The following is a 26,915-nucleotide window of genomic DNA, read 5'->3' as shown; positions in this document are numbered from 1 at the left end:
AAAACCATAGTAAGAGATCATTTATCTCTAACTATGGCATTTTTTATAAAATATATAAAGTTTTTAAATATAACTTTTAATTAGTTAACTCTATAATTATCTAACTCTCTCATACAAGAAATTGTTATTTCATCTTCAGGATTCAATTCATAAGCTCTTTCTATATAATAAATGGCATCATCAATATCTCCTGTATTTAAATATGCCATTCCTAAGTTGCAAAGAATTTCAGGATCTTCTTTTATTTTTGCCGCTTGTTCTAATAGTTCAACAGCTCTATCCATATTAAATAATGAAGCTTCACATAAAGCAAGTTCGACTAAAGTATCTACTTGTTTAGGTCTTATCATTAGTATCTTTTCAAAATAAAGCATAGCTTTATCTATTTCTCCCATATTTTTATAAGCTATACCAATAATAAATAATAAGTTCCACCAATCATTATATTCTTCTTCTAAAGGTAATAATTTTTCAAGACCTTCTTCAAATTTTCCTTGGAATACTAAAGAATATCCTTCTTCATATTGAACTTTATAGTCCATCTTTCCTATGTTTTCTTGTATTTCTGCTATTATATCTTCATCTAAACCTAACTTCATTGCTTCTTCCCAGATTGATTTAGCTTTAATATATTGATTTTGATTATAATAGTGGTATCCTAAATGATAATATGCTAAGGCAAAGCTTTCATCCATTTTAATTATTTCTTCAAGTTTTTCTCCTGCTTCTAATAAAAATGCATTCATTACATTTGCGTCACCATCTTTTTGATAAGTTGTTGCAACTTCTTGACAAACAATAGCATAATTATAAAGCCCTTCAATATCACTCGGATATAATGTAATTAATCCTTTTATATAAATTAATGCATCCGTATATTCTCCAAGCTCAAAGTATTTTCTAGACATATATCCAGCATAAGATCTTACTTCAAAGTTTACTTTTTTCTCAAGAGCACTTAAGAATTTTTTATACTCTGAATTATACTTAAACTCTGGATCAATACCTATTATATATATCATTGCATCTGCTATAGATATTGAGTTTAGACCTTCCTGAGCTGTCTTTTCCTTTATTCCTTTAACAAGAACATCATTTTTTATAGGTACATTTAAACCTTCTTTTGGTATTTCATATCCATCTAAATGAAAATCTCCATCTTTTTTTACAGTTATAAATGCAAGTTCTTCAGTTTTTCTAAGTAAATATTTATCTATTTTAAACTTCATTTTCTTCTCCTACCTTTACAGTATAAGTTTTTGACTTATCAAATACTTTATTAATATTATAGTCAAATAGTATTACAGTTTCTTCATTTTTTAATTTTACACTAATATCTTCTTTTAATCTTAAAATATCATATTTAAACGGTTCAAAATGAATATATTTTAAAATATATTTTGTTGGTGTATTTGCAAATTCCGGTAAGTATTCTTTAAGATTGTCCACATTATGCAGAAAATCATGACACTTACTTTTGAAATTACTTATTTCAATTTTGTTGAAAATAGGTGGAACTGTTGATATTTTACCTAATGATAAATAGTCATATTTTAATACTTCACTAAATAAATCATTATCTTTATTTATTTTTTCATTATAGAAATCTAACAATATTTTGTATAGCTGATTTTTTCCTTGAGCCATATGGAAGTATCCCATTTCTTCAAAATATGTTGAAAATTCTTCAAAGAATTTAAATGGACTTTCACTATAATAATTTTGAATTATATATTCTAAAGACAGAGGGAAGTTATTAGAGTTATAATAAGTTTCTAATATTTCTTCTATATCTTTTATTTTTAATATTTCATCATAACTTATAAAATCATTGTATAAAACCTCGTATGGAGCATAATCTTTAAATCTATATCCATACTTTTTCGAATTATATCTCATACCTGTTCCTTTAATCATCTTTAAGAAACCAAGTTGTAATTGCTCTATTCCTAAATTAAATACATCATTGAAGGACTCTTGAAATCTTTCATATCCTTCATAAGGAAGACCAGCTATTAAGTCTAAATGTTGATGTATGTTTCTATATGATTTTATGGTCTTTACAACATATGATAATTTTTCAAAATCATCTCTTCTACCTACTGCATCTAAAGTTTTTTGATTAGTACTTTGTACTCCTATTTCAAATTGGAATAGTCCTTCTTTACAATTTTTTAGGAAGTTAAGCATATCATCATCTAGTAAATGTGCTGTAACCTCAAAATGATATGTTGTATAACCATTGTCATTTTCCATTAAAAAATTCATTATTTCCTTAGCAAATTTCTTATTTGCATTAAAAGTTCTATCTATAAATTTAATCTGAGATACTTTTGCATCTATAAGATTTTTTAAGTCTCTTTTTACTCTGTCAATACTAAAATACCTAAGACCTTTTATGGCTGATGATAAACAGTACTGACAGTTAAATGGACATCCTCTAGATGTTTCATAATAAACTATTCTATTTTCATATTCTTTTATATCTAAGTTATCATAAGGACTTGGTATTTCATCTAAATTTTGTAGCAATTCCATTTCTTCACTTACTACAATATTTTCGTCTTTTCTATATACAATCCCTTTTACATCTTCTATATTTTTCTTACCTAAAAAATGTTTAACTAAATCTCTAAATACTAACTCACCTTCACCACATAGTATATAATCTAAAAACTTATATTCTTCCATAGCATTTTCGCTATCATAAGTAACTTCCGGACCACCTAAACCTATTTTAATCTCTGGTTTAACTTTCTTTAAATTGTCACATAATTTTACTATGTCATAAATATTCCATATATATGTTGAAAAGAATACTATATCATAATTATTCTTGTATATATCTTTTAAAATATAATCTAGTTGATTGTTAATTGTATATTCTCTAATATCCACATCAACTAAATCTTTTACGCTCTCTTTTAAGTATCTTATTGCCAAATTCGTGTGAATGAACTTAGAATTTAGCGTAGTTAATAATATTTTCAAATATTTCACTCCTTTTTAAATTTATACTATGTTTTTATATGGTTTTTAAGTTAAAATAATATAGTAAGGTAAATTTTACAAAAATATACTAAAATCAACAATTTAGAAAGGATGTATTTATTATGGAATCTATTGATCAAGTATCTATAAATGATTTATCAAAAAGGGATTTATTATTATTGATCAAAGCTCTTGAGTTTACTGGGGAGAATACTAAACTTGATGAATTCATTAATCTCAAAAACAATATTGTTAAAGAATTATGTTTTTTAACTGAAACTACTGAACAAGAATTTATTAGCTATTTAGAACAAAATAGTTAATTCTTATGCTTTTTTAAATTTAAAATTATATTCACCTGATTTTGATTTAACTTTTACGTGAAGAACATTGTCCCTCAATTCTTTTGATGCAATATTTATTTTATTTAATATAGCATCGCAGACAATTTCGCCTTCATCGTACTTAATTAAATTTCTAGGGTCTGAATTTAAATCATAAGTTTTTTTGTTAATTACATACTTCCTTAATTTTATTATGTAATGAGACATTTGCTCAATAAAATCTATATTATCCATATTTAATTTTGATTCCTCGCCCAATATTGATAATATAGATTTTTTTATGCTTAAAATTCCTATATTACTTACATTTCTTTCTTCTATATAAATATCATATATAACATTTAATAAATTTTTTATTATTTTTCCGTCACCATAATCGTCTACTTTTAAATCTATATAATTGTCAATTAATTGTATAGCATTAATTCTAACCATTTGAAATTTTACCATATTTAGTTTTTCTAATTCAATGGAAAATCCTATAATTCTCTCCTTTAATAATTGCAATAATATGTCATACTCTATATTTTTGTTGTCCAAAATATAATGTATTAATGCATTGTACATAAGAGCTCCTATAGTATATTCAAATAAATTATCCTCTTTTTTAAAGTATTTAACATATTTTTGAATTAAACTTATTACTTCATCTTCTGACTTTTGAATATTAGTATTTGCAAGTATTAATGGTAGTAGAATGTTTAGTATATCATCATAAGATGGTTTTATACCATAAAAATTATAATATCTTAATTCATCTTTTAATCTATTATTATCTATGTATACATATCTTTGAATTTTATCGTCAATTAAACACTTAGTATTAATAATAATTAAATCTGTTAACCCTTTTTCCTCATCATTAATGTTAAAAGAATTTAGATAAGAATTTCTTATTAAATTATCCTTCATAAATTAACTCCCTTATAAATCTTTTACCTAGTATTTTTATCAATTTTATTGCCTTGTATTCATACACCCATAATCATGATTTTCAAAAATTAAAAATAGCAGCTAAAAGCTGCCATTTTTAATTCTTCATATTGAACAACGAATATATCCGAAGCTAAGCAAAGATTTATCGTTGGCCACAAGAGTAGAGCGATTTTTTACATTCTTTCTGGTGCATGCATTCCTAATATTGCTAGTCCATTTTCTAATGTTTGTTTTGTTGCAGCAACTAAAGCAAGTCTTGATTTTCTTATTTCTACATCTTCAACTATTATTGGGTTATCATGATAGAATTTATTGAAAGCTTGAGCTAAATCTAGTACAAATCTTGTCACTATATGCGGCTCATTTCTTCTCATTGCAGAAACTATCGCTTTATTAAACGATCCAATTACTTTTAATACTTCTGCAGCATCCCCATCTGATAATAATTCGTAATTTACATCTGAAGTTACTTCTTCGTTAGCTTTTCTTAAAACTGCACAACATCTAGCATGTGTATATTGAACATAAGGTCCAGTTTCACCTTCGAAGCTTAAAGTTCTTTCCCATGAGAATGTATAGTCTTTTATTCTACTATTTGATAATTCTTGGAATACAACAGCTCCAACTCCAACTTGTTTAGCTATTTCATCCACATTTTTAGCATCTGGATTTTTAGCAATAACAGTTTCCTTTGTTTTTTCTACAGCTTGTTTTAAAACATCTTCTAAGAATACTACTCTACCTTTTCTTGTAGACATAGTTCCCTCTTCTAAAGCAACCATACCAAATGGTACGTGTATTAAGTCTTTTGACCATTCAAACCCCATAAGCTCTAATACTTTAAATAATTGTTGGAAATGTAGAGCTTGTTGAGAACCAACTACATATATACATTTTTCAAAATCATAAGTATTTTTTCTGTATATTGCTGCTGCTAAATCTCTTGTCATGTATAAAGTTGAACCATCATTCTTAGTTATAAGAGCTGGTGGCATATTGTGTTCTTCTAAATCAACAATGTTTGTACCTTGAGATTCTTTTAATAGTCCTTTTTCTTTTATTCGTTCTATAGCAGTATCCATTTTATCTGAATAGAAAGATTCACCTGCATAAGAATCAAATTCTATATCTAATAAATCGTAAACTCTGGCAAATTCTTTTAAACTTTCGTCTCTAAACCATTGCCATAATGCTTTAGCTTCTTCGTCACCATTTTCTAATTTTGTAAACCAAGCTCTAGCTTCATCTTCCATTTCTGGTTTCTTTTCAGCTTCATCATGGAATTTTATGTATAATTTTAATAACTCTGGTATTGGATTAGCTTCTACAGCTTCTTTATTCCCCCAAAGTTTGAAAGCAACTATAAGTTTACCAAATTGAGTTCCGTAATCTCCTAAGTGATTTACTCTTACTACATTATATCCTTGAGAGTCATATATTTTATATAGAGCATTACCTATAACAGTAGTTCTTATATGTCCTATATGGAAAGGTTTAGCTATATTAGGAGATGAAAAGTCTATTACTACAGCTTTTTCTCCGCCTAAATCACTATGACCATAATTTTCTTTTTTAGTTAAAACATCTTTTATAACACTCTCAGCTAATTGAGATTTATTTACAAAGAAGTTTACATATCCACCAAGTGGCATTACTTTTGATATTTCGCCCTTAGCTTCTATAGTTTCTGCTAATTCTGCAGCTATCATGTTAGGAGCTTTTCTAAATACTTTAGCTAATTTAAAGCACGGAAATGCATAATCCCCCATTTCTTTATTTGGTGGAACCTCAATTAGCGCTATTATTTCTTCTAGTGTTAAATCTTCAATTTTTTCCTTAAGGCAATTAGCTATTGCTACTTTAAAATCTTGCATTATTTTCTCCTCTCTACATCATTATTCTTCTATGTTAAATTAATTTCTACATTTTTTCAAGTTATTCCTATTGTTATATTTTCAAATATATATTATAATTCTTTTTCACTAAAAACTTCTATATTATTTTCTTTAAATAAAGCTGCTGTAACACCCATACCAGGGATTTTATTACCTGTAAAAGTTCCATCATAAATTAAGTTACATCCACATGATGGGCTACCTTCTTTCAAAAGAGCCTGTTTGCAATTGAACATTTTAGCAATCCTTAGACTTTCCTCTGCTCCCTTAATAAAATTTTCTGTTACATCCTTATCTTCACAGCTTATTACCTTACTATTTCCACTTAAAACTTCTTTTCCACCTATATTGTCTATTTCAGATGGTTTCCTTGGTGTAGTTAATCCTCCTAGTTGTTCTGGACAAATAATAACATATGGTTTATCTTTTAAAAATTCTTTTACTTTATCATTATCATTATTTCCACCATTATATTTGCAATTTACTCCAACCAAGCATGCTGACACTATCATCAATTCAACCATCTCCTCAATTAATTATTATCTTATTTCAACAATAGTTACTCCCATTCCACCTTCACCATATTGTCCAGGTCTTTGAGATTTAACATGTTTATTTTTCTTAAGTACATCTTGAAGTCCTTTTTTAAGTACTCCTGTACCAACTCCGTGTATTATTGTAACTATTTCAAGACCTGCAACACAAGCATCGTCTAAGTATTTATCTACTTCAACAATAGCTTCTTCTAAGTTCATTCCTCTTAGATCAACTTCACTCTTAACACTACCTGATTTAGAACTTATAATCTTTCTTGTTGATTTGGTTACTATGGATTTTTTCTCTTTCTGAGATATTTGTAATGCTTTAAACGGAAGAGTCATTTTCATTATTCCCATTTGTACTACAGCTTCTTTTTTCTTCTTATCAACTGATACAACTGTACCTTCTTGATTTAAAGTAATAACTTTTACTTCATCTCCTGCTTTTAAATCCCTTATCTCTTTATTAGAAACTTTTGGAACTATCATGCTTTTTACAGAAGGTTGTAAGTTACCCATAGAATCAGCAAGCTCTTTCCTTAAGGCTTCTATTTTCTTATTTTTTTCCTTAGAAGCCATTTCCACTTCCATATTTCTAAGTTCTTTTAGAATGTTATCTGCTTCTTCTTTAGCTTGTCTTGTTATACTAAAAGCTTCTGCCCTAGCTTTTTCCATCATTTTTTCTTTAGAAATAGATAATTTTTCAAGTTTTCTATCATATTCAGCTTTAACTTCTTCTATTTCTTTTTTAAGTTTTTCAGCTTCTTCTTTTTCTTGTTCAACTTTTATTCTATTCTTCTCCACATTTTGAAGTACGTCTTCAAGTTCTATATTATCTGTATTTATAAATTCTTTTGCTCTATCAATTATATAGTCTCTAAGTCCTAGCTTTCTTGATATTTCAAAAGCATTTGATTTACCTGGTACCCCAATTAATAATTTATACGTAGGACTTAAAGTATCAACATCAAACTCAACAGCTGCATTTTCTACTCTATCCTTTGTAAGGGCATAGTTTTTAAGTTCACTGTAGTGAGTAGTAGCTATGCATTTTGCTCCTGCCATATTTACATCTTCTAGTATGGCTATTGCCAAAGCTGCACCTTCTACAGGGTCTGTTCCTGCTCCAAGTTCATCAAATATTACTAGAGAGTCAGATGTTACTTCATTTAATATCCCTACTATTTTAGTCATATGAGATGAGAATGTAGATAAACTTTGTTCTATACTTTGTTCATCACCGATGTCAGCAAAAATATTATCATATACACACATACTACTTCCATAATCTGCTGGTATGTGTAGACCACTTTGAGTCATTAACGCAAATAATCCTATAGTTTTTATTGTAACTGTTTTACCACCTGTATTTGGTCCCGTTATTACTAATGTATCAAAGTCTTCTCCTAAATAAATATTATTAGGTACAACTTTATCTGCATCCAACAATGGATGACGTCCATTTTTTATATTTATATTTTTTTCTTCATTTAATATCGGTTCTATTGCCTTCATGGATAAGGATAATTTCCCTTTTGCAAAAGCAAAATCTAGCTTACCAAGTATAACTTGATTAGATAAAATCTCACCTGCAACTTCACCTACTAATTTTGTTAACTCTGCTAAAATTCTTTCAATTTCTTCTTGTTCATCTAATTTTAATTTTCTAAGTTCATTATTCATTTCAACAATACTCATTGGCTCAATAAACAATGTAGCTCCAGATGAACTTTGGTCATGTATTATGCCTGAGACTTGTGATCTATATTCAGCCTTTACAGGCACAACAAATCTATCTCCTCTAACAGAAATAATTGCATCTTGTAAATATTTTTGATATGTAGTTGATGAAATTATTGAATTTAATTTAGATCTAATAGATTGATTTTTTTGTAATATTCCTCTTCTTATACTTCTTAGAGTAGGAGAGGCATTATCTGATATTTCAATTTCACTAATTATTGCATTATTAATTTCTTCTTCTATATCTCTATATACATATAAAGCGTTTGACAAAGACTGTATTATTGGATAATTAAAATCTTCCTCTTCCCCTGGAGTTAAACTTATTTTTAAATTTCTAGCCGCTCTTAGATTATCGCTTATTTTTAATAAACTTCCTGGGTCTAATACTGCTCCTATATCAGCTCTCCTAACGCTGTCTGATATATCTTGTATACCACCTAAGTTTACATGACCTCTTTTTATAAGAATTCCCTGTGCTTCACTAGTTTCTTCTAGCATATCTTTTACTTCTTTATAATTAGGTTTTGGTATTAATTGCTCAATATATTTTAACCCTAAAGAAGATGAGGCTTTTGTTGCTAATAAATCAATAATTTTATTGTATTCCAATACTTTCAATGATTTTTGATCCATACTTCCTCCTCTTTTTTATTTTTTTATGTAAATTTATCATATAATTTCTTTTTATGTAGTTTTTTTTTTCGAAAATGTATTATACTACTAATAATATGCTAAATAATATTATACATTAATATTTTATATTTTAACATATTATACATTTTTTATTTAGTATATCTAAGTTATTTAAATTATTAACTTAAAAATTAATTTTAATCTATTTAAGAAGAAAGGAATTTTTATTATGACAAATGTATTAAAAGATTTAAATCCAACATTAGTTTTTAAATACTTTGAGGAAATATCTCAAGTACCTAGAGGTTCTGGAGATGAAAAAAGAATAAGTGAATTTTTAGTAAACTTCGCAAAAGAACTAAATTTAGAGGTAGTTCAAGATGAGCATCTTAATGTAATTATTAGAAAACCAGCTACTGCAGGATATGAAAATTGTCCAGGAGTAATATTACAAGGACATATGGACATGGTTTGTGAAAAAAATAAAGATGTTGACCATGATTTTGAAAAAGATCCAATAGACCTTAGAATAATAGATGACATGATTTATGCAAACGGTACTACACTTGGAGCAGATAATGGTATAGCTGTTGCTATGAGTATGGCTGTTCTTGCATCTAATGACTTAGCTCACCCTGCTTTAGAAGTATTAGTTACTTCAAATGAAGAAGCTGGTATGACTGGAGCTAACGGACTAGACGGTAATTTATTAAAAGGTAAATATATAATAAACTTAGATTCAGAAGAAGAAGGATTCTTATTAGTAAGTTGTGCTGGTGGAAACAGATCTTATGTTACATTACCGCTTACATATAAAAACATAGAAGATAATAAGCAAGCGTTTATGATCGAAGTAAAAGGTTTACTTGGCGGACATTCTGGTATGGATATAGTTAAACAAAGAGCTAACTCAAATGCAACTATGGGTAGAATACTAAATTTACTTGATGTTGATTTTGATTTAGTTGAAGTTAACGGTGGTTCTAAAAACAACGCTATACCTCGTGAATGCGAAGCTGTAGTTGCTGTAAACAAAGATCAAGCTGAAACCCTAAAAACTAATGTTGCTAAAATAGAGGAATTATTAAAAAATGAATTTAAAACTACAGATCCAGGTTTAGAAGTTGTAGTAAAAGAAGTTGCTGCTGACAAAGCTATAACTGATGAGTGTAAAGCAAAAGCTATGTTATTACTTAACTTTATTCCAAACGGAATACAAACAGTAAGTAAGGACATAGAAGGATTAGTAGAAAGTTCTTCAAACTTAGGTGTTGTAAAAACTGAAAATGATGTTATGTCATTTGAAAGTGCTGTAAGAAGTTCAGTTGCAACATTAAGAGAAAACTTAAATAACAAAACTAAAATGCTTTGTGATACTGTAAATGCTAATTTCGAAAATACTGATGGATATCCTGCTTGGGAATATGCAAAAAATTCTAAATTAGAAGAATTATGTGTAGATGTTTATGAAAAATTAACTGGTAAAAAACCTGTTATAACTGCTATACATGCAGGTCTTGAGTGTGGTTTATTACTTGATAAAATGCCTGGTTGCGAAGCAATTTCTATGGGACCAGATATGTTTGAAGTTCATACTCCAAACGAACATTTAAGTATACCTTCTGTTAAAAATGTTTACGAATTTTTAATTACAGTATTAAAATCAATGAATCAATACTAAAATTTTTTATTGAAATAGAAAAAGTACTAAATGGTTAATAACCCTTTAGTACTTTTTTAGTTTATCAATTATTCTACTTCTTTGTAGAAATGTGCTGTTGTTATCCCTTCTTCATCTAACTTTTTATACAATTTATTAGATTTATTTCCTAATCTAAAATCATTATTAATAACTTCAATATAAGACTCTAGTACTTCTCTTATTTCACTTGTGCTTTCTCTCGTAAAATCTAACCTAAATATATTTACACCAATATTGTTTAATTCTTCTAAATTGTCTAAAACGCAAGTTGGTTTAGAATTATATATTGTAGTTCTACAGAATATATCTTGGGATAACCTATACTCTTCTCCCTTAAAATCTTTAAGTGCATATCTACTTTCACTGCATTCTTTACATCTTTTATCTTTTTTACAATTTCTAACTACAACGCCCATAGGACAGTACTCACTTATCATCATTGGAGCAAATCCATAAACCACACTTTCCACATCTAAATCAGTATAAGTCAATGTTTCTTCAATTTCATTCATATTAAGTTCTTGAGATATACAAACATTTGTAGCTCCCTCTTTTTTGAAATGATTTATTGTTTCGCTATTAAAGGTATTTAAATAATAATCTATACAGAAATTTTTACTTTTGAAGAAATTTATTGAACCTAAAGTTCCTATTTGAATACTTTCTTGATTTAAATCTTTAATTTTATTTAATCTATTATATTCCTTATTTCTAATAATTCTAGGTGCTGAATAAATTACTTTTTTGTTGTTTTCTTTTCCTATTGTTATAGCATCTTCAATAGTTGATGCATCTTCATAATAAATAGCGTCTATTTCAAAGTTTACAACTACTCTTAATTGTTCTAAGTTTTTAACTTTAACTCTAATTTTTTTATTTTTTATTCTATTAGTTCTTTGTGGATTGTAACTTACCTTTTCATTTTTGTATTTTCTATCTTTTATCTCTATTCTTTCTTCACTTAACTTATCAATACACTCTCTTCTGATTTGATTAATTACACTAATTGGTAAGCTTATTTCATCATCTAAATCTATATTCAGATTTCTTAACTCATAAGGAGTATTACCTAGTTTTCTTAATTGAATTTCTATTTTTTCTTTACTCATTGGTACTTTTAAAGCTTTCTCTATAACAAAATCACCAATAATTTCAGCTTTATTGCCTTTTAAATCTTTAAATTTAATTATAGGATTTTTTCCTAATTTTAAACTTATATCTCCATCAATATAACTTTTTACAAGCTCTTTATCTTGTTTAAAAGTACTTTGAACTCTGTCCATTAATTGAGTATCAGAAGTTTTGAATATCATTTGATTTCTTCTAGCTTCTCCTATAAAGTCTATCTCTATAGTTTCTCCCTTATATCCAATATCAGTAATTTCCTTACCTTTTATGATCCTCCCAATAACTCCTCCTCCTAAATTAATTCCATCACCTTTTTTCAGGTTTTCTTCTAAAGCTATTTTTAATCTCTTTGCTTTTTTGTTATAATCCAATACTTTTCCTATATATAAACCTTGGTTATTAGGTACTTGTGAATTCATAACATCTTTTCCCATATCTCCAAGTAAAAGACCTTTTGTGAACTTTCTATTAAATATAGTATATAAGTCTGCCATTATATCATGAGATACATTTACTTTTTTGCTTCTTAAATAGTCATCAACTGCATCTCTGTAGCTTCCTATAACAGTTGCTACATACTCTGGCTTTTTCATTCTTCCTTCAATCTTAAGAGAATGTACTCCTGCATCAATAATTTGATTTATTTCTTCTATAGCATTTAAATCTCTTGTACTAAGTAAATAGTCGCCCTCTGATGATACTTCTTCTCCCGTATTGATATCTATCATTGTATATCTTTGTCTACAAGGCTGAGCACATCTTCCTCTGTTACCTGATCTATTTCCTATCATACTACTCATTAAGCACTGACCAGAATAACAAACACATAACGCTCCATGAACAAATACTTCTATATCAACATTAGTATTATCACAAATATATTTAATTTCATCCACATTTAATTCTCTTGCAAGCACTACTCTGTCAAAACCTATACTCTCTAAATATTTTACATCTTCTAAAGAGTGAGCCACCATCTGTGTGCTAGCATGAAGTTCAAAGTCTGGAAGAAGCTTTTTAATTGTCATTGCTGCGCCTATATCTTGTAGTATTAATGCGTCTATGTTTATATCATATAAAAATTTTACATATTCAATAAAGCCTTCAAGCTCATTTTGTTTTATAAGAGTATTTGTTGTAACAAAAACTCTTACTCCTCTAATATGTGCATATTTTATAGCTTCTTTTAACTCTTCTTTATCAAAGTTATTAGCAGATGCCCTGGCACTAAAATCTTTACCTCCAAGATAAACTGCATTAGCTCCATTTTGTACAGCTGCCTTCAACGATTCAAATGATCCCACAGGAGCTAATAATTCAACATCTTTCATATTATACCTCCGCTCTTATATCAAAAGGGCGTTTCAAAAGTTAATAATCCTTTGAAACACCCCCTTTATTTTCTTTATAGAGCACCTTCTCTATTTTTCAACTGATTTTCTAGCTCTGCATATTTTAACTGATAATCATAAGTTTTATTTTGCCATTGAGATGCTATACTTTCTGCCGCTTCAGCTCTTTGTTTAGCTTCCTCATTTTCTTCTTTTAAACTTTTAATTTCAGCCATATATTTTTCTAATTCTAACTTCATTTCTTCAGTAGTTTTGCTTAGATTTTCTATTTTTTCACTTTTTTCTTTTATTTGTTCATCGAGCTCCTCTATTCGATAATCTTTTTCCATTACCTCCAGCTCTTTTTGATCTAATTCGCTGGAAATTTTGTCAACTTCACTTTGAACTTCTTCACTTGGCTTAGCCATACCTTCTTTTAATGATTTTAACTCATTGTGAAGTTCTTCATTTTCATGACAACAATCGAATAACTCATCAGCAATATTTAAACATGCAACTATAGTTGTAGTAAGGGAACTTAGTTTAGGGTTACCCTCTCTAACTTTATTCATTTCTCCATCTACATATCTTGCTACATTTTTCATCTGTTCTGGATTTTTACCAACAATGTTGTATTCAGAACCTAAAATCCTCACAACTACCTTATTCATCTCACTAATCCCCCTATCAAAGATGAGTTAGTTTGATCTTAATTTCGCATCTAGCTTTTCTTCTAACTCTCTTATTATATTCTGGTGTACTTTGTTTACATCCTCATCTGTTAGAGTTTTATCTTTACTTCTATATATGATAGAGTATGCTATTGATTTATATCCGTCAGCTATTTGTGAACCTTTATATACATCGAATAATTTATAACTTTCTAATAAATCTTCTCCATTAGCTTTTATTATATCTTCTATTTGTTTTACTATAATGTCATCTTTAACTAAAAGAGCTATATCTCTAGAAGTTGATGGATATTTTGGCAATGGACTGTATATTATAGTTCTATCTGAGTTTTCAAATATTAAATCTAAATCTAATTCAGCAAGATAAACTCTTTGTCCTAAGTTATAATTATCTATAACCTCTGGGTGAACTTCTCCGAAAGTACCTATATATATATTATTATACATTATTGTAGCACATCTTCCTGGGTGGAATGTAGTATTATTAGTTTCTGGTATTATCTCGTAGTTTTCAAATCCTACTGAATCTAGTATTGTTTCCAATGCACCTTTTAATACAAAGAAATCTACATCTTTACCATACATACCTACGCATAAGTGATTAGTTTCTATTGGTAGTCCTTCTTGTGGAGTAAATGTATGACCACATTCAAAGGCTAATCCACTTTCAACTTTACGAGATACATTTGTATATAATACATTTAACATACTTGGCATCATTGTAGTTCTCATAACTGATGTATCTTCTCCAAGTGGGTTAATTAATGTAATGTAATCTCTTTTTTTGTCATCTTCTGGCAATTTTATTTTATCTAATGATTTTGGACTTACAAATGAATAAGTTAATATTTCATATAATCCTATACTTGTAGCTGTATTTTTTATTTTATTCATGAATTTTTGTTGAGGTGTTTTAACACCAGCTGTTGCATTACCTTCTAATTGTTCAGAAGGTATATTTTCAAATCCATATATTCTAGCTATTTCTTCATATATATCAGCTTCTTGCTCTATATCTAATCTAAATGGAGGAACTTCTATAACTACTTCATCATTAGATTTTAAATCACATTTAAATTCTAAATCTTTTAATATTTTTACAAATCCATCTAATGATAAATCTATTCCTATATTTTTTATTATTCTTGATGGATTTACTGTTAAAGTTTGAGCTTCTTGTTTAACTGTATAATCTTCCACAGTTCCTCTTAAAACTCTGCCAGCACCAAGCATTTCTACTAATTGACAAGCTCTTTCTACACCTGTTATTGAAAGTTCTGTACAAACACCTTTTTCATACCTTCCAGATGATTCAGTTCTAAGACCTAGTTTCTTAGAAGTTAATCTTATGCTATCAGCATTGAATGCTGCACCTTCAAATAATACAGCTGTAGTATTATCAGTTATACCTGAGTTTAATCCACCCATTACACCTGCTATAGCAACTGGCTTTTCACCATCAGTTATAACAAGCATATCTTTGTCTAAAGTTCTTTCAACTTCATCTAATGTAGTAAATTTTTCGCCTTCCACTGCATTTCTTACAACTATTTTTCCAGTCGAAAGTTCATTTAAGTCAAATGCATGTAATGGTTGACCTTGTTCTAACATTACAAAATTTGTTATATCAACTATATTATTTATTGGTCTAACACCAGCTTCTATAAGTCTTCTTTGCATCCAATATGGAGATGGCTCTATTTTAACATCTTTAACTATTTTTGCTCCGTATCTAGGACAAAGCTTAGGACTTTCAATTTTCACTTCAAAATCTATATCTTCATCACAAGCTTTTACTTCTATTTCAGGATATTTTATTTTTTTTCCTATAGTAATAGCTGCTTCTCTAGCTATACCTATCATAGATCTACAATCTGGTCTATTTGCTGTTAATTCGAAGTCTATTATTGCATCATTTAACCCTAAGAATTCTTTTATGTCTTGACCTATTACTAGGTTTTCCATGTCATTTAAAATGTATATTCCATCTTTACTTCTTTCGTTAACAAGGTTCTCGTCTATTCCTAATTCTTCAGCACCACATAACATTCCGTGAGATGCTTCTCCTCTTAATTTACCTTTTTTTATTTTTATTCCTCCAGGTAATGTAGAGTTAACTTTAGCCACTGGTACAAAGTCTCCTTCTAAAACATTTTTTGCTCCAGTGCATATTTGTACAAGCTCTTCTTCTCCCACATTAACTTGACAAACTACAAGTTTATCAGCATTTGGATGTTGTGTTATTTCTTTTATTTGACCTACTACAACATTACTTATTTCTTCGCCTAAAAATTCTACTGTCTCAACCTTCGTTCCAGTCATAGTCATTTTATCAGCAAATTCAACTGTATCCATATCTATATTAACGTAATCTCTTATCCATTTTACAGGTACTAACATTTTATTTTCCTCCTTTTATTAAAATTGATCTAAAAATCTTATATCATTTTCAACTAACAGTCTTATATCATCAATTTCGTATTTAAGCATTGCAAGTCTTTCAACACCCATACCGAAAGCAAATCCACTATAAACTTCTGGGTCTATTCCACAGTTTCTAAGTACGTTTGGATGAACCATACCTGCTCCTAGTATTTCTATCCAACCTTCCCCTTTACACATTTGACATCCCTTGCCTCCACATTTGAAGCAAGTAACGTCTATTTCTGCACTTGGTTCTGTGAATGGGAAGTTGTGTGGTCTAAATTTTGTTTTTGTATTGTCTCCAAATAACTTCTTAACAAACAACTCTAAAGTTCCTTTGAATTGAGCCATAGTTATGTCTTTTCCAACCACTAATCCCTCTATTTGGTGGAACATTGGTGAATGGGTTGCATCTAATGAATCATTTCTGAAACATCTACCTGGAGATATTATTTTTATTGGTAATTCTTCACTTCTCATTGTTCTAACTTGAACTGGAGACGTTTGAGTTCTAAGTAACAATTCATCATTAAAATAGAATGTATCTGTTATATCTCTTGAAGGGTGATTCTTAGGTGCATTTAGTGCATCGAAGTTATTTTCTACTGTTTCAACTTCTGGACCTTCTGCTACTGAGAATCCTATTCCCATAAATATTTCAGTAACTTCGTCTATTATTTGAGTTATTGGATGTCTTTTCCCAACTTTAAAAGTTTTTCCTGGCATAGTAACATCTATTACTTCCTCAGCTAACTTTTTGTTTAAATCAATTTTTTTAATCTCTTCTTTTTTTGTATTTATTTCATTTTCTATAGCTTCTCTTACTTCATTTGCTATTTTGCCTATTTCTGGTCTTTCCTCAGCAGATAATTTACCCATACCTTTTAATATTGCAGTAAGTTCACCCTTTTTACCAGAGTACTTTACTCTAAGGCTATCTAATTCTTCCATTGAACAAGCCACTTTAATTTCACTTAAGGCTCTTTCTTTTAAGCTTATCAATTGTTCTTTCACTTTTTTCACCCTTTCATATATTTTCATAATATTTTACTTTCCTTGCAATAAAAAAAGCCCTTCATCCCTATCTAGGGACGAAAGACTGTTATTCGCGGTACCACCCTAGTAGTTTAATAATATAAAAATATTAATAAACCACTCAACAAAACTTAACGCGTTCAACGTTAAAGCCTACTGATTTCTGTTCAGCTTTAATGCTCCAGAGTGAACTTCTTATAAATACTTAGTAAATACTCACAGCAGATGTATTTTTCTCTTGCCTAAGTTAAATTATAATACTTTTCTCTATCATAGCTTTTTTATATATAGTTTTTGTACAATTATAACATACTTAATATTGTATTTTCAACATATTAAGTTAAACTTTTTTTAATTTCATACATTAATATGGCTGACGAAATAGCAGCATTTAAGGATTCTGCTTTTCCATAAATAGGTATTTTTACTAATATATCTGATTGATTAATTAATTCATCATTAACTCCATTAGCTTCATTACCTATTACTAAGGCTGTTCTCTCATAGTATTTTGTTTCGTGATAGTAATTGTCAGTATTAAGGTAGCTAGAAACTATTCTAAAATCCTTTGATTTTAATTCTTGTAAACATTCTTCTTGAGTACAATGTATGATTTTCATGTCAAAAATGGAACCCATTGTTGATCGGATTACTTTTGGATTGTATATATCTACACAACCTTTTAATGCAATTATTGTATCTACACCTGCTGCATCCGCTGTTCTTATTATTGTTCCCATATTGCCTGGATCTTGTATTCTATCTAATATTAATACAAACTTATCTTCATGATTAATATTATGCTCAATTTTTTTCTCTCTAAACCTAATCACACCTAAAATACCTTGTGTATTTTCTGTATCTACCAACTCTTTAAATATTTTATTAGTAGTTTTAAATACTTTAATATTCTTTTCTTCTAATATATTCAAAAAGTTTTTATATTCTTTTTTTTCTTCAAAAATTTCATTTATAAATACATAATCTAAATCTGCGTTACATTCTATTGCTAAAGTTAGAATTCTATATCCTTCTATTATATACTTTGATTCTTTTTGTCTATTTTTACTTTTTAATAATGATTTTGTATACTTAACTTTTTCATTATCTTTACTACTTATATTTATAGGCATTTTATATTCTCCTATTTTGAATTTTTGTCTTTAGCAACAATAGCACTTATATTACTATTTTTTCCTATTACTACTAAGATGCTATTTTCTTGCAATTGCTCTTGAGGTGAAGGAATAACATTTATGTTGTCTCCATCTTTAATAGCCAATATTGTAATTTCGTATTTTGCTCTTAAGTCAAGTTCTACTAGAGTTTTACTTATCCATTTATTAGGTGTTACAATTTCCATTATAGAGTATTCTGGATCTAATTCTATATGGTCCAATATATTATCTGATACTAAGTTATGAGCAACTCGTATTCCCATATCTCGTTCTGGGAATACAACTCTGTCTGCACCTATTTTGTATAAAACTTTAGCTTGTAACTCATCTTTAGCCTTACATACTACTTGCTCTACACCCATTTCCTTTGCTATAAGAGTAGCCATTATAGATGCTCTTATATCTGATCCTATTGCTATTATAGCCACATCAAAATTACCTAACCCTAAAGATCTTAAAGCATATTCATCCGTAACGTCTACTGCTGCTACATGAGTAACTTTATCCGATAGATTTTGAATTATCTCTTCACTTTTATCTATAGCCATAACTTGATGGCCTAATAAATTCATAGTTGTGGCAAGGGATGAACCAAACCTTCCACACCCTATAACTATATATTGTTTCATAACTTTTCATCCTTTCAAGCTTATAATTATTATCCTACTATTATCTTTCCTTCTGCATATCTAACTTTTGATTTTATTTTTTTACTTCTAGAAAGTAATGCTATGAAAATAGTAAGAGACCCTACTCTTCCTGAAAACATTAATATCATTATTATTATTTTTCCAAATGATGTTAGTGTAGGAGATCCTCCTAGACTTAATCCTACTGTAGCAAATGCAGATACTACTTCAAAAGCTGATTCAAGCAGTGAAAATCCTGGACTTACTATAGTAAGCGTTAATGTTCCAAATAATGCCACAAATACACCTATAAAGAAAATACCTAAGGATTTTCTAACTGTTGTGCTACTTATTCTTCTTTGATAAACTTCTATATCTTCTTTGCCTAAAATAAATGATTTCACTGTTAAAAATAAAGTAGCAACAGTAGTTGTCTTCAGACCTCCACCTGTTGATGCTGGAGATGCACCTATAAGCATTAAAATTATCATTAAAAACAGCGTGCTTTCTTTTAGTAATGTTAAATCTATAGTACTGTATCCAGCTGTTCTAAGTGTTACTGATTGGAATAATGAGGATAATAATTTTTCCTTCATGTTAAGTCCACCTAGACTTCCTTTATTATTAAACTCTACAATAAATATAAATAAAAAACCTATGGCAATAAGTATTGCAGTAGTGTTTATAACTATTTTAGAATGTACGTTTAATTTAGAGTATTTTTTATTATTTATTACATCTAATAAAACAGGAAAACCTATCCCTCCAAGGATAATTAATCCACAAATTACAAGGTTTATTAATGAATTATTAACAAAATACGTTAAAGATGAATATTCACCCGATATTGGACTCATTAGGTCGAAGCCCGCATTACAAAATGCTGATATTGAATGAAATACACTGTACCATATACCTTTTATTAATCCTAACTTAGGTATAAATACCATGGATAGCAATAAAGCTCCTGTACCTTCAATAGCGAAGGTCATCATAATTATGTATCTCGTAAGTTTTACAAGACCTGATAAGTCTCTTTGATTTAGTGATTCTTGTATTAGTAATCTTTCTCTTAAATTTATTTTCTTTCCTGTTAATAGAGAAAACATCGTTGCCATGGTCATAAATCCTAATCCACCAATTTGAATTAAGCTTATTATAACAAGTTGCCCAAATTCATTCCAGTAAGTGCTCGTATCTACTACAATCAATCCTGTAACACATACAGCAGAAGTGGATGTAAATAATGCATTTAAAAGTCCGACACTCTTACCACTCTTTGCAGCTATGGGTAAATTTAATATAAGTCCACCAAATAATATTACTACCCCAAATCCTATAACCATTACTTGTGCTGGTTCCATAGTATTTGCTTTTATAAGTAGTTTTTTTAGCATGGTTTTCAATTCTGTCTACCCCTCCTTCATTTATAAGAATTTCAACTATCACATTATTATAAAACAATTACTAGTTAATAACAACACTATACCATATTAATTATTTTTAACCTTTTATATTATTATTCGAGCAATTTAATATATCTATACAAAAAAGCACCTATAAACGACTATTGTCTTTTATAGATGCTTAGCATTCATTATAATATGAAACTATTAAGCTAATTTAGCTTTAGCAACTTCTACTAATTTAGTAAATCCTTGTGGATCATTTATTGCCATTTCAGATAACATTTTTCTGTTAACTTCAACACCTGCTAATTTTAATCCATTCATTAATCTTGAATAAGATATTCCATTCATTCTAGCAGCTGCATTTATTCTTTGTATCCAAAGTTTTCTGAAGTCTCTCTTCTTTAATTTTCTACCTATATAAGCATTCTTTAATGCTTTCATTACGAAATTGTTAGCTGGTCTATATAATTTGCTTCTAGATCCTCTGAATCCTTTTGCAAGTTTTAACACTTTTTTATGCTTCTTACGAGCGTTCATCGCTTTTTTTACTCTTGCCATGTTCATGACCTCCTTTATTCTTATGTGTGTTGTCTTTTTTTCGATTCTATTACTTAAGTTTAATTAATTACTTCTTAGTATGGTAATAATTGTGCTATTCTTTCAGCATCACCTTTAGTAACTATAGCAGATTGTCTTAAGTTCATTTTAGTTTTAGCTGATTTCTTAGTTAATATATGACTTTTGAAAGCTTTAGCTCTCTTTAATTTTCCGCTTCCAGTTTTCTTAAATCTTTTAGCTGCTCCTCTATGAGTTTTCATTTTTGGCATGATAAATTCCTCCTCTCAGTTAATCATCTATTTTTTTGGATCTATAATTACAACCATGTTATTCCCTTCAAATGCAGGGGCTTTTGTTGGTTCTCCAAACTCTTTAACTATATCAATAAATTTAAGCATAACTTCTTTACCAATATCTTTATGTCCAAGTTCTCTTCCTCTAAAACGAAGTTCAACTTTTACTTTATCTCCTTTTTTAAGGAATTTTATAGCATTATTAGCTTTTGTATTTAAATCATTAGCCTCAATACCTGGTCTAAGTCTTATTTCTTTAACTGTTATAGTTTTTTGATTTTTTCTAGCTTCTTTTTCTTTTCTAGATTGTTCATACTTATGCTTACCATAGTCCATCATTTTACAAACAGGTGGGTTAGCATTTGGTGATATCTTCACTAAATCTAAATTTTTGCTATTTGCTATAGCTTGGGCTTCCCTAGAAGACATAATACCTAACTGCTCTCCAGTTTCTGAAAGAACTCTTAATTCCTTATCTCTTATTTGATCATTGATTGATAATTCTTTGCTAATTGTAGGACACCTCCAAATTTTTTATATAAAATAAAAAGCGAATGATTGAATATCATCCGCTATATAAGTCAAAATTACACTTAGTTTATCAAATACGAATAAACTAAACTTATATTAACCTTACTAACCTGTGGCGTAAGGCGAGAACGGACTTCTTCTTGTTTTACTAATTATTCTTGTAGTTTTAATCACTACTCCATATAATATACGCTTCTTTAAGTTATTTGTCAACTATTTTTTTATATTTTTTTCTATATATTAAATTTACAGTTTTTCTGTTTCTAAGCTCTCTTTTATGACAATACTGTTAATGTAAAAGTTTATTTTTTTTATTTTTTATAATAAATTTTTACATCTTTGGAAAATATAAAGTAAGTAATAATTATATCCCTCAAAGGTGGTTTAATATGAACATTATAAATAATTTTTTGAAAAAAATCAATAATCCAGTTCCTGTATTTGCTCAAACAAAACTGGAAAAAGAAAACTGCACTGAAGATCATAGTAGCAGTAAACCCAAAACCACATTTAGAGATGTGGCAGGACTTGATGAAGTAAAAGAAGAATTATTCGAAGTTGTAGACTTTATGAAGTCTCCTGACAAATATATGAAAATGGGTGCAAAAATACCAAAAGGAATACTATTTTATGGTCCTCCTGGTACAGGAAAGACACTTCTCGCATCTGCTGTTGCCGGAGAAACAGATTCATCCTTCTTTAATGTAACAGGTTCTGAATTTGTTGAAAAATACGTTGGAGTAGGTGCCAAAAGAGTAAGAACCCTTTTCGAAAAAGCTAGAAAAGAAGCTCCAAGCATTATATTTATTGATGAAATTGATGCCATAGGAGCAAGAAGACATTCTGAAAGTAACAACGAAAAAGATCAAACACTAAATCAACTACTTGTAGAAATGGATGGATTTAATAAAGATGATAATATTATAATAGTCGGTGCAACAAATAGGCTTGATTTATTAGACGAAGCTTTATTAAGACCCGGACGATTTGATAGACATATACGTATCAATTCTCCCAACTATAATAGTAGATATGAAATTTTAAAAGTTCATACAAATAATAAACCATTACATAAAGATGTTGATTTAAAATTATTAGCTCGTAAAACTCATGGTTTTAATGGTGCACATTTAGCAAATATAGCTAACGAAGCTGCTATATTTGCAGTAAGAGACAATAGTAGCCAAATAAGTAATTATCACTTTGACAAAGCAATAGAAAGAGTGATTGCTGGTATAGAGCAAAAGAACTCTGTATTAATTGAAAAAGAAAAGAAAATTGTTTCTTACCATGAAGCCGGCCATGCTTTAGTCAGCAATATTGTAAATATTTGTCCTATACAAAAAATATCTATCGTTCCACGCGGGGAAGCTCTAGGATATGTGCTTCAACTTCCAGATGAAGATAGATATATTTACACAAAAGAAGAATTAATAGGAAAAATCAAAATCTTACTAGCTGGAAAAGCTGCTGAAGAAATTATATTTAACCATTTATCTACAGGAGCAAAAGATGACTTAAAGAAAGTTACTGACATTGCAGATCAAATGGTTTGTGAATATGGCATGAGTAAATTAGGCTTTATGACAATAGAAGGCAACTCAAAATCTTTTATGTCACAACAAATTCAAAAAGAAGCAAATCAAATTGTTGAACAGTGCTATAAAGAAACTTTAAAATTATTAAAAGAAAATATAAATGATTTACACATTGTTGCTAATCACTTATATGATAAGGAAACTATGACTTTAGAAGAATTGCAATCATTGATTCAAAAAGAACCTTGCTAGAAATAAAAATAACCTAGGATTTAAATCCTAGGTTATTTTTTATTAATTATTGTTCAACTATATTAACTCTTTCTTCATCTTCTTTTACTACCACAGATACGAAATCATTTAAATTCATACTTCCCATTTCGCCTTTATCTCTCGATCTAACAGCAACTTGGTTTTCTGCAGCTTCTTTTTCTCCTACAACTAACATATAAGGTACTTTTTCTAGTTGTGCTTCTCTTATTTTAAATCCTATTTTTTCTGCTCTATCATCCATCTCAACTCTTACACCTGCATCAAATAAAGCTTTTTTAACTTCATTTGCATAGTCCATGTATTTGTCTGATATAGGTAATATTTTAACTTGAGTTGGAGCTAACCATACTGGGAATTTACCAGCATATTGTTCTATTAATATTCCTATAAATCTTTCTATACTTCCAAATGCAACTCTGTGTATCATAACAGGTCTATGTTTTTCACCATCTTGTCCCATATAAGTTATATCAAATCTTTGAGGGTTTTGCATATCTAACTGGATAGTTCCACATTGCCATGTTCTTCCTATACAGTCTCTTAAGTGGAAGTCTATCTTAGGTCCATAGAATGCTCCATCTCCTTCATTTAATATATAAGGTAGATTTAACTCTTCCAAAGCTTCTCTTAATCCATTTTCTGCTACTTCCCACTCTTCATCAGTACCCATTGATTTTTCAGGTCTAGTAGATAATTCTAAATGATATTCAAATCCAAAAGTCTTATACACTCTATCTATTAAGTCTACAACACCTTTTATTTGTTCTTTTATTTGTTCTGGTAACATGTATATATGTGCATCATCTTGAGTGAATGCTCTAACCCTCATTAATCCATGTAATGCACCTGATAACTCATGTCTATGAACTCTACCAAGCTCAGCAACCTTCATTGGGAATTCTTTGTATGAATGAGGTTTATGGTTATAATATATTAATGAACCAGGACAGTTCATTGGTTTTATAGCATATAATTCTTCATCTATATTAACAGTATACATATTTTCTTTGTAGTTGTACCAGTGACCTGATGTTTCCCATAGTTTTTGATTTAATATTATTGGAGTTTCTATTTCTACATATCCATCCTCTTTATGTATTTCTCTCCAGAATTTTAATAAAGCATTTTTAAGCTCCATACCTTTTGGTAAAAATAGAGGAAATCCTGGGCCTTCTTCTGGTATAAAGAACAAATCTAATTCTTTACCTAATTTTCTATGGTCTCTTTTCTTAGCTTCTTCTAATAAATGTAAGTATTCTTCTAAGTCTTTATTCTTCTCAAAAGATATACCATAGATTCTTTGAAGCATTTTGTTCTTTTCGTCTCCACGCCAATAAGCACCTGCTACACTAAGTAATTTAACAGCTTTTACTTTTTTAGTAGATAATAAGTGTGGTCCTCTACATAAATCAGTGAAATCACCTTGTTTATAGAATGATATTATTTCACCTTCTGGTAAGTCGTTTATTAACTCTTCTTTGTATATTTCACCATTTTCTTTAGCCCAAGCTAAAGCTTCTTCTTTTGGTAATTCAAATCTTTCAAGCTTTTGATCTTCTTTAGCTATTTTTTTCATTTCAGCTTCAAGTTTTGCAAGATCTTCCATAGTTAATCTTTCTTCTAAATCTATATCATAGTAAAATCCATTTTCTATGCTTGGTCCTATTGCAAATTTAGCATTAGGATATAATCTTTTTATAGCTTGTGCTAGCATATGTGCAGAAGTATGCCTAAAAACATCTTTTCCTTCTACATCATCAAACTTAAATAAGTTTAATGTACAGTCTTCCTTAACCACATAATCAAGGCCTACTACCTCATCATTAATAGATGCTGCAACAACAGCTCTTGCTAAACCTTCACTTATTGATTTCGCAATTTCTAAGACAGAAAGTTCATTTTCAAATTCTTTTACTGATCCGTCTTTTAATGTAACTTGTATCATAATTTTGCCTCCTAAAATATATTATTTTAACAATAAAAAAAACTCGTCCCATAAAAATTGGGACGAGTTATATCTCGTGGTTCCACCCAAGTTGATATATAAAAATATATATCCTCTTGATGACTATAAGGTTGTCAACCGAATACTTTCACATGTAAATGTTACTAAATTCTGCTCCAAGTTAGTTTTCAAATAGGATTGTTTTAGACAAGCTCACAGCCAAGGCTCATCTTCTCTGTAAAACAATGTATCTATTTTACTTTGTCTCTTCATAGCACTATTTTTAATTAATTTTAATTATATCAGATAGGTATTTATCATTCAACCATAATATAATAATTAATTACTATATATTACCGTTACTTTCCCTTCAAATAATAGATTTACCATTTCTATAATATCTTTTGATTTGTGGTTATTTGAATTATCAAGTATTTCTATTTTCTTAGGACATAATGTCATTATTGCACTTATTAAAATATCTTCTTTATTTAAGTCTTCTGACATAGCAAGATTCATAAGTTCTTCGTTATTAAGATTTTCAACCTCGCTTCCATTTTCATCACTTAGGACAAAGTTACCATCTTTCATAATTGTAATTCTAAGTAGTTCCATTTTTTCTTCTTGTATATCGATAAAATATTTTAAAGAGTCTAAGAATTCTTTTTTATCCCTTTTTATCAAATGTTCTTCCATTGCAATATCACTTAATATAGAAATATAACTAATAAAATCTTTCATTCTGAATTTAACAAAACCTTCTAAGTTTAAATCGTTATTTTCTATAATAAATTCATTTACTTTACTGTATATAGTTTCTTTTATAAAATCTTCTTTTTTGTCAAATAAATTTACAGCTTCTATATATACACTTTTTTTATCCTCTTCACTTATATTAGTGTAAGTTTTCCATATGTACTCTTTTAAATCTCTTTCTTTTATCAAACTTATTATTAAGTCTGCAATACCTGAGCAAAGTGTGTCACAACTTTTCATTTTAGACATATTCACATATATACTGTCTAAAGTTTTATCATAACTAATCAGTTTAGAGTAATTCTTTCCATGGAAATATTCTTTAATTAGTCCTATATCTTGGGGTAAAAAACTTATTTGCATCATTCTGTCTGTCATTGTATCGCCCCTTCCAAATAATTAAAAG

21 protein-coding genes and 2 other annotated features are annotated in these 26,915 nt (G+C 28.8%); of the genes, 3 read left to right on the top strand and 18 right to left on the bottom strand.

Annotated elements, in window-relative coordinates; genetic code table 11:
* Positions 1-80 precede the first annotated feature (80 nt).
* Positions 81-1,229 carry a tetratricopeptide repeat protein gene (locus K0040_RS05790; RefSeq protein ID WP_228107976.1) on the bottom strand — a complete coding sequence of 383 codons (1,149 nt, stop codon included), beginning with the start codon at positions 1,227-1,229 and terminating at the stop codon, positions 81-83.
* The gene (locus tag K0040_RS05785; RefSeq protein WP_500301419.1) at positions 1,219-3,000 is read right to left on the bottom strand and encodes a B12-binding domain-containing radical SAM protein; all 1,782 of its coding nucleotides are present in this window, start codon (positions 2,998-3,000) and stop codon (positions 1,219-1,221) included. The genes K0040_RS05790 and K0040_RS05785 overlap by 11 nt, the downstream gene beginning before the upstream one ends.
* A 113-nt stretch (positions 3,001-3,113) precedes the next feature.
* On the opposite strand from K0040_RS05785, the gene K0040_RS05780 reads away from it, so the two are divergent.
* Positions 3,114-3,314 carry a hypothetical protein gene (locus K0040_RS05780; RefSeq protein WP_039678494.1) on the top strand — a complete coding sequence of 67 codons (201 nt, stop codon included), beginning with the start codon at positions 3,114-3,116 and terminating at the stop codon, positions 3,312-3,314.
* Positions 3,315-3,317: 3 nt separating this feature from the next.
* Here the strand turns inward: K0040_RS05780 and K0040_RS05775 are convergent, their stop codons facing one another.
* The 4 genes from K0040_RS05775 to K0040_RS05760 all read right to left on the bottom strand — a co-directional run bounded on the left by K0040_RS05775 (position 3,318) and on the right by K0040_RS05760 (position 9,084).
* Positions 3,318-4,247 (bottom strand): hypothetical protein, encoded by a 930-nt coding sequence (locus K0040_RS05775; protein WP_228107974.1) that lies wholly within the window; start codon positions 4,245-4,247, stop codon positions 3,318-3,320.
* Positions 4,248-4,444: 197 nt separating this feature from the next.
* On the bottom strand, positions 4,445-6,145 hold the full coding sequence (gene argS, locus K0040_RS05770; protein ID WP_228107973.1) for an arginine--tRNA ligase: 1,701 nt from the start codon (positions 6,143-6,145) through the stop codon (positions 4,445-4,447).
* A 92-nt stretch (positions 6,146-6,237) separates the two neighbouring features.
* Positions 6,238-6,681, bottom strand: coding sequence for a 2-thiouracil desulfurase family protein (locus K0040_RS05765; protein ID WP_228107972.1), 444 nt, complete (start codon positions 6,679-6,681; stop codon positions 6,238-6,240).
* 24 nt (positions 6,682-6,705) lie between these two features.
* Positions 6,706-9,084, bottom strand: coding sequence for an endonuclease MutS2 (locus K0040_RS05760; RefSeq protein ID WP_228107971.1), 2,379 nt, complete (start codon positions 9,082-9,084; stop codon positions 6,706-6,708).
* 229 nt (positions 9,085-9,313) lie between these two features.
* Here K0040_RS05760 and K0040_RS05755 point away from each other — a divergent pair, with 229 nt between their 5' ends.
* Complete coding sequence (locus K0040_RS05755; RefSeq protein WP_228107970.1) at positions 9,314-10,765, top strand: aminoacyl-histidine dipeptidase; 1,452 nt, start codon at positions 9,314-9,316, stop codon at positions 10,763-10,765.
* A 68-nt stretch (positions 10,766-10,833) separates the two neighbouring features.
* On the opposite strand, the gene K0040_RS05750 is transcribed toward K0040_RS05755, so the two are convergent.
* From K0040_RS05750 to infC, 10 genes are all read right to left on the bottom strand, one after another.
* Positions 10,834-13,245 carry a U32 family peptidase gene (locus tag K0040_RS05750; protein WP_228107969.1) on the bottom strand — a complete coding sequence of 804 codons (2,412 nt, stop codon included), beginning with the start codon at positions 13,243-13,245 and terminating at the stop codon, positions 10,834-10,836.
* A 74-nt stretch (positions 13,246-13,319) separates the two neighbouring features.
* Positions 13,320-13,916 (bottom strand): cell division protein ZapA, encoded by a 597-nt coding sequence (locus K0040_RS05745; RefSeq protein ID WP_228107968.1) that lies wholly within the window; start codon positions 13,914-13,916, stop codon positions 13,320-13,322.
* A gap of 27 nt (positions 13,917-13,943) precedes the next feature.
* Positions 13,944-16,337, bottom strand: coding sequence for a phenylalanine--tRNA ligase subunit beta (gene pheT / locus K0040_RS05740; protein WP_228107967.1), 2,394 nt, complete (start codon positions 16,335-16,337; stop codon positions 13,944-13,946).
* 18 nt (positions 16,338-16,355) lie between these two features.
* Positions 16,356-17,402: a phenylalanine--tRNA ligase subunit alpha gene (pheS, locus tag K0040_RS05735; RefSeq protein ID WP_265588811.1), complete on the bottom strand. Its 1,047-nt coding sequence runs from the start codon at positions 17,400-17,402 to the stop codon at positions 16,356-16,358.
* 43 nt (positions 17,403-17,445) lie between these two features.
* Positions 17,446-17,679: a binding site (T-box leader), on the bottom strand.
* A gap of 52 nt (positions 17,680-17,731) precedes the next feature.
* Positions 17,732-18,529: a TrmH family RNA methyltransferase gene (locus K0040_RS05730; RefSeq protein WP_228107966.1), complete on the bottom strand. Its 798-nt coding sequence runs from the start codon at positions 18,527-18,529 to the stop codon at positions 17,732-17,734.
* Positions 18,530-18,540: 11 nt separating this feature from the next.
* Entirely contained in the window at positions 18,541-19,203 is a 663-nt protein-coding gene (locus tag K0040_RS05725) for a potassium channel family protein (RefSeq protein ID WP_074919968.1), read from the bottom strand.
* Positions 19,204-19,232: 29 nt separating this feature from the next.
* Positions 19,233-20,600 (bottom strand): TrkH family potassium uptake protein, encoded by a 1,368-nt coding sequence (locus tag K0040_RS05720; RefSeq protein ID WP_228108015.1) that lies wholly within the window; start codon positions 20,598-20,600, stop codon positions 19,233-19,235.
* A 216-nt stretch (positions 20,601-20,816) separates the two neighbouring features.
* Entirely contained in the window at positions 20,817-21,173 is a 357-nt protein-coding gene (rplT, locus tag K0040_RS05715) for a 50S ribosomal protein L20 (protein ID WP_074919969.1), read from the bottom strand.
* A 74-nt stretch (positions 21,174-21,247) separates the two neighbouring features.
* The gene (gene rpmI / locus K0040_RS05710; RefSeq protein ID WP_018592041.1) at positions 21,248-21,442 is read right to left on the bottom strand and encodes a 50S ribosomal protein L35; all 195 of its coding nucleotides are present in this window, start codon (positions 21,440-21,442) and stop codon (positions 21,248-21,250) included.
* 27 nt (positions 21,443-21,469) lie between these two features.
* Positions 21,470-21,961 (bottom strand): translation initiation factor IF-3, encoded by a 492-nt coding sequence (gene infC, locus K0040_RS05705; RefSeq protein WP_331476277.1) that lies wholly within the window; start codon positions 21,959-21,961, stop codon positions 21,470-21,472.
* A gap of 425 nt (positions 21,962-22,386) precedes the next feature.
* Between infC and ftsH the strand changes: the two genes are divergently transcribed.
* Entirely contained in the window at positions 22,387-23,787 is a 1,401-nt protein-coding gene (ftsH, locus tag K0040_RS05700) for an ATP-dependent zinc metalloprotease FtsH (protein ID WP_228107965.1), read from the top strand.
* Between the two features lie 46 nt (positions 23,788-23,833).
* Here ftsH and thrS read toward each other — a convergent pair whose 3' ends face one another.
* The gene (gene thrS / locus K0040_RS05695; protein WP_228107964.1) at positions 23,834-25,753 is read right to left on the bottom strand and encodes a threonine--tRNA ligase; all 1,920 of its coding nucleotides are present in this window, start codon (positions 25,751-25,753) and stop codon (positions 23,834-23,836) included.
* A 55-nt stretch (positions 25,754-25,808) separates the two neighbouring features.
* Positions 25,809-26,035, bottom strand: a binding site (T-box leader).
* 57 nt (positions 26,036-26,092) lie between these two features.
* Entirely contained in the window at positions 26,093-26,887 is a 795-nt protein-coding gene (locus K0040_RS05690; RefSeq protein WP_228107963.1) for a putative sporulation protein YtxC, read from the bottom strand.
* Positions 26,888-26,915 lie beyond the last annotated feature (28 nt).

Origin of the sequence: Terrisporobacter petrolearius, from assembly GCF_020748185.1 — a bacterium.
GTDB classification, from domain to species: domain Bacteria; phylum Bacillota; class Clostridia; order Peptostreptococcales; family Peptostreptococcaceae; genus Terrisporobacter; species Terrisporobacter petrolearius.
This window is presented reverse-complemented; position numbering and strand designations above follow the sequence as displayed.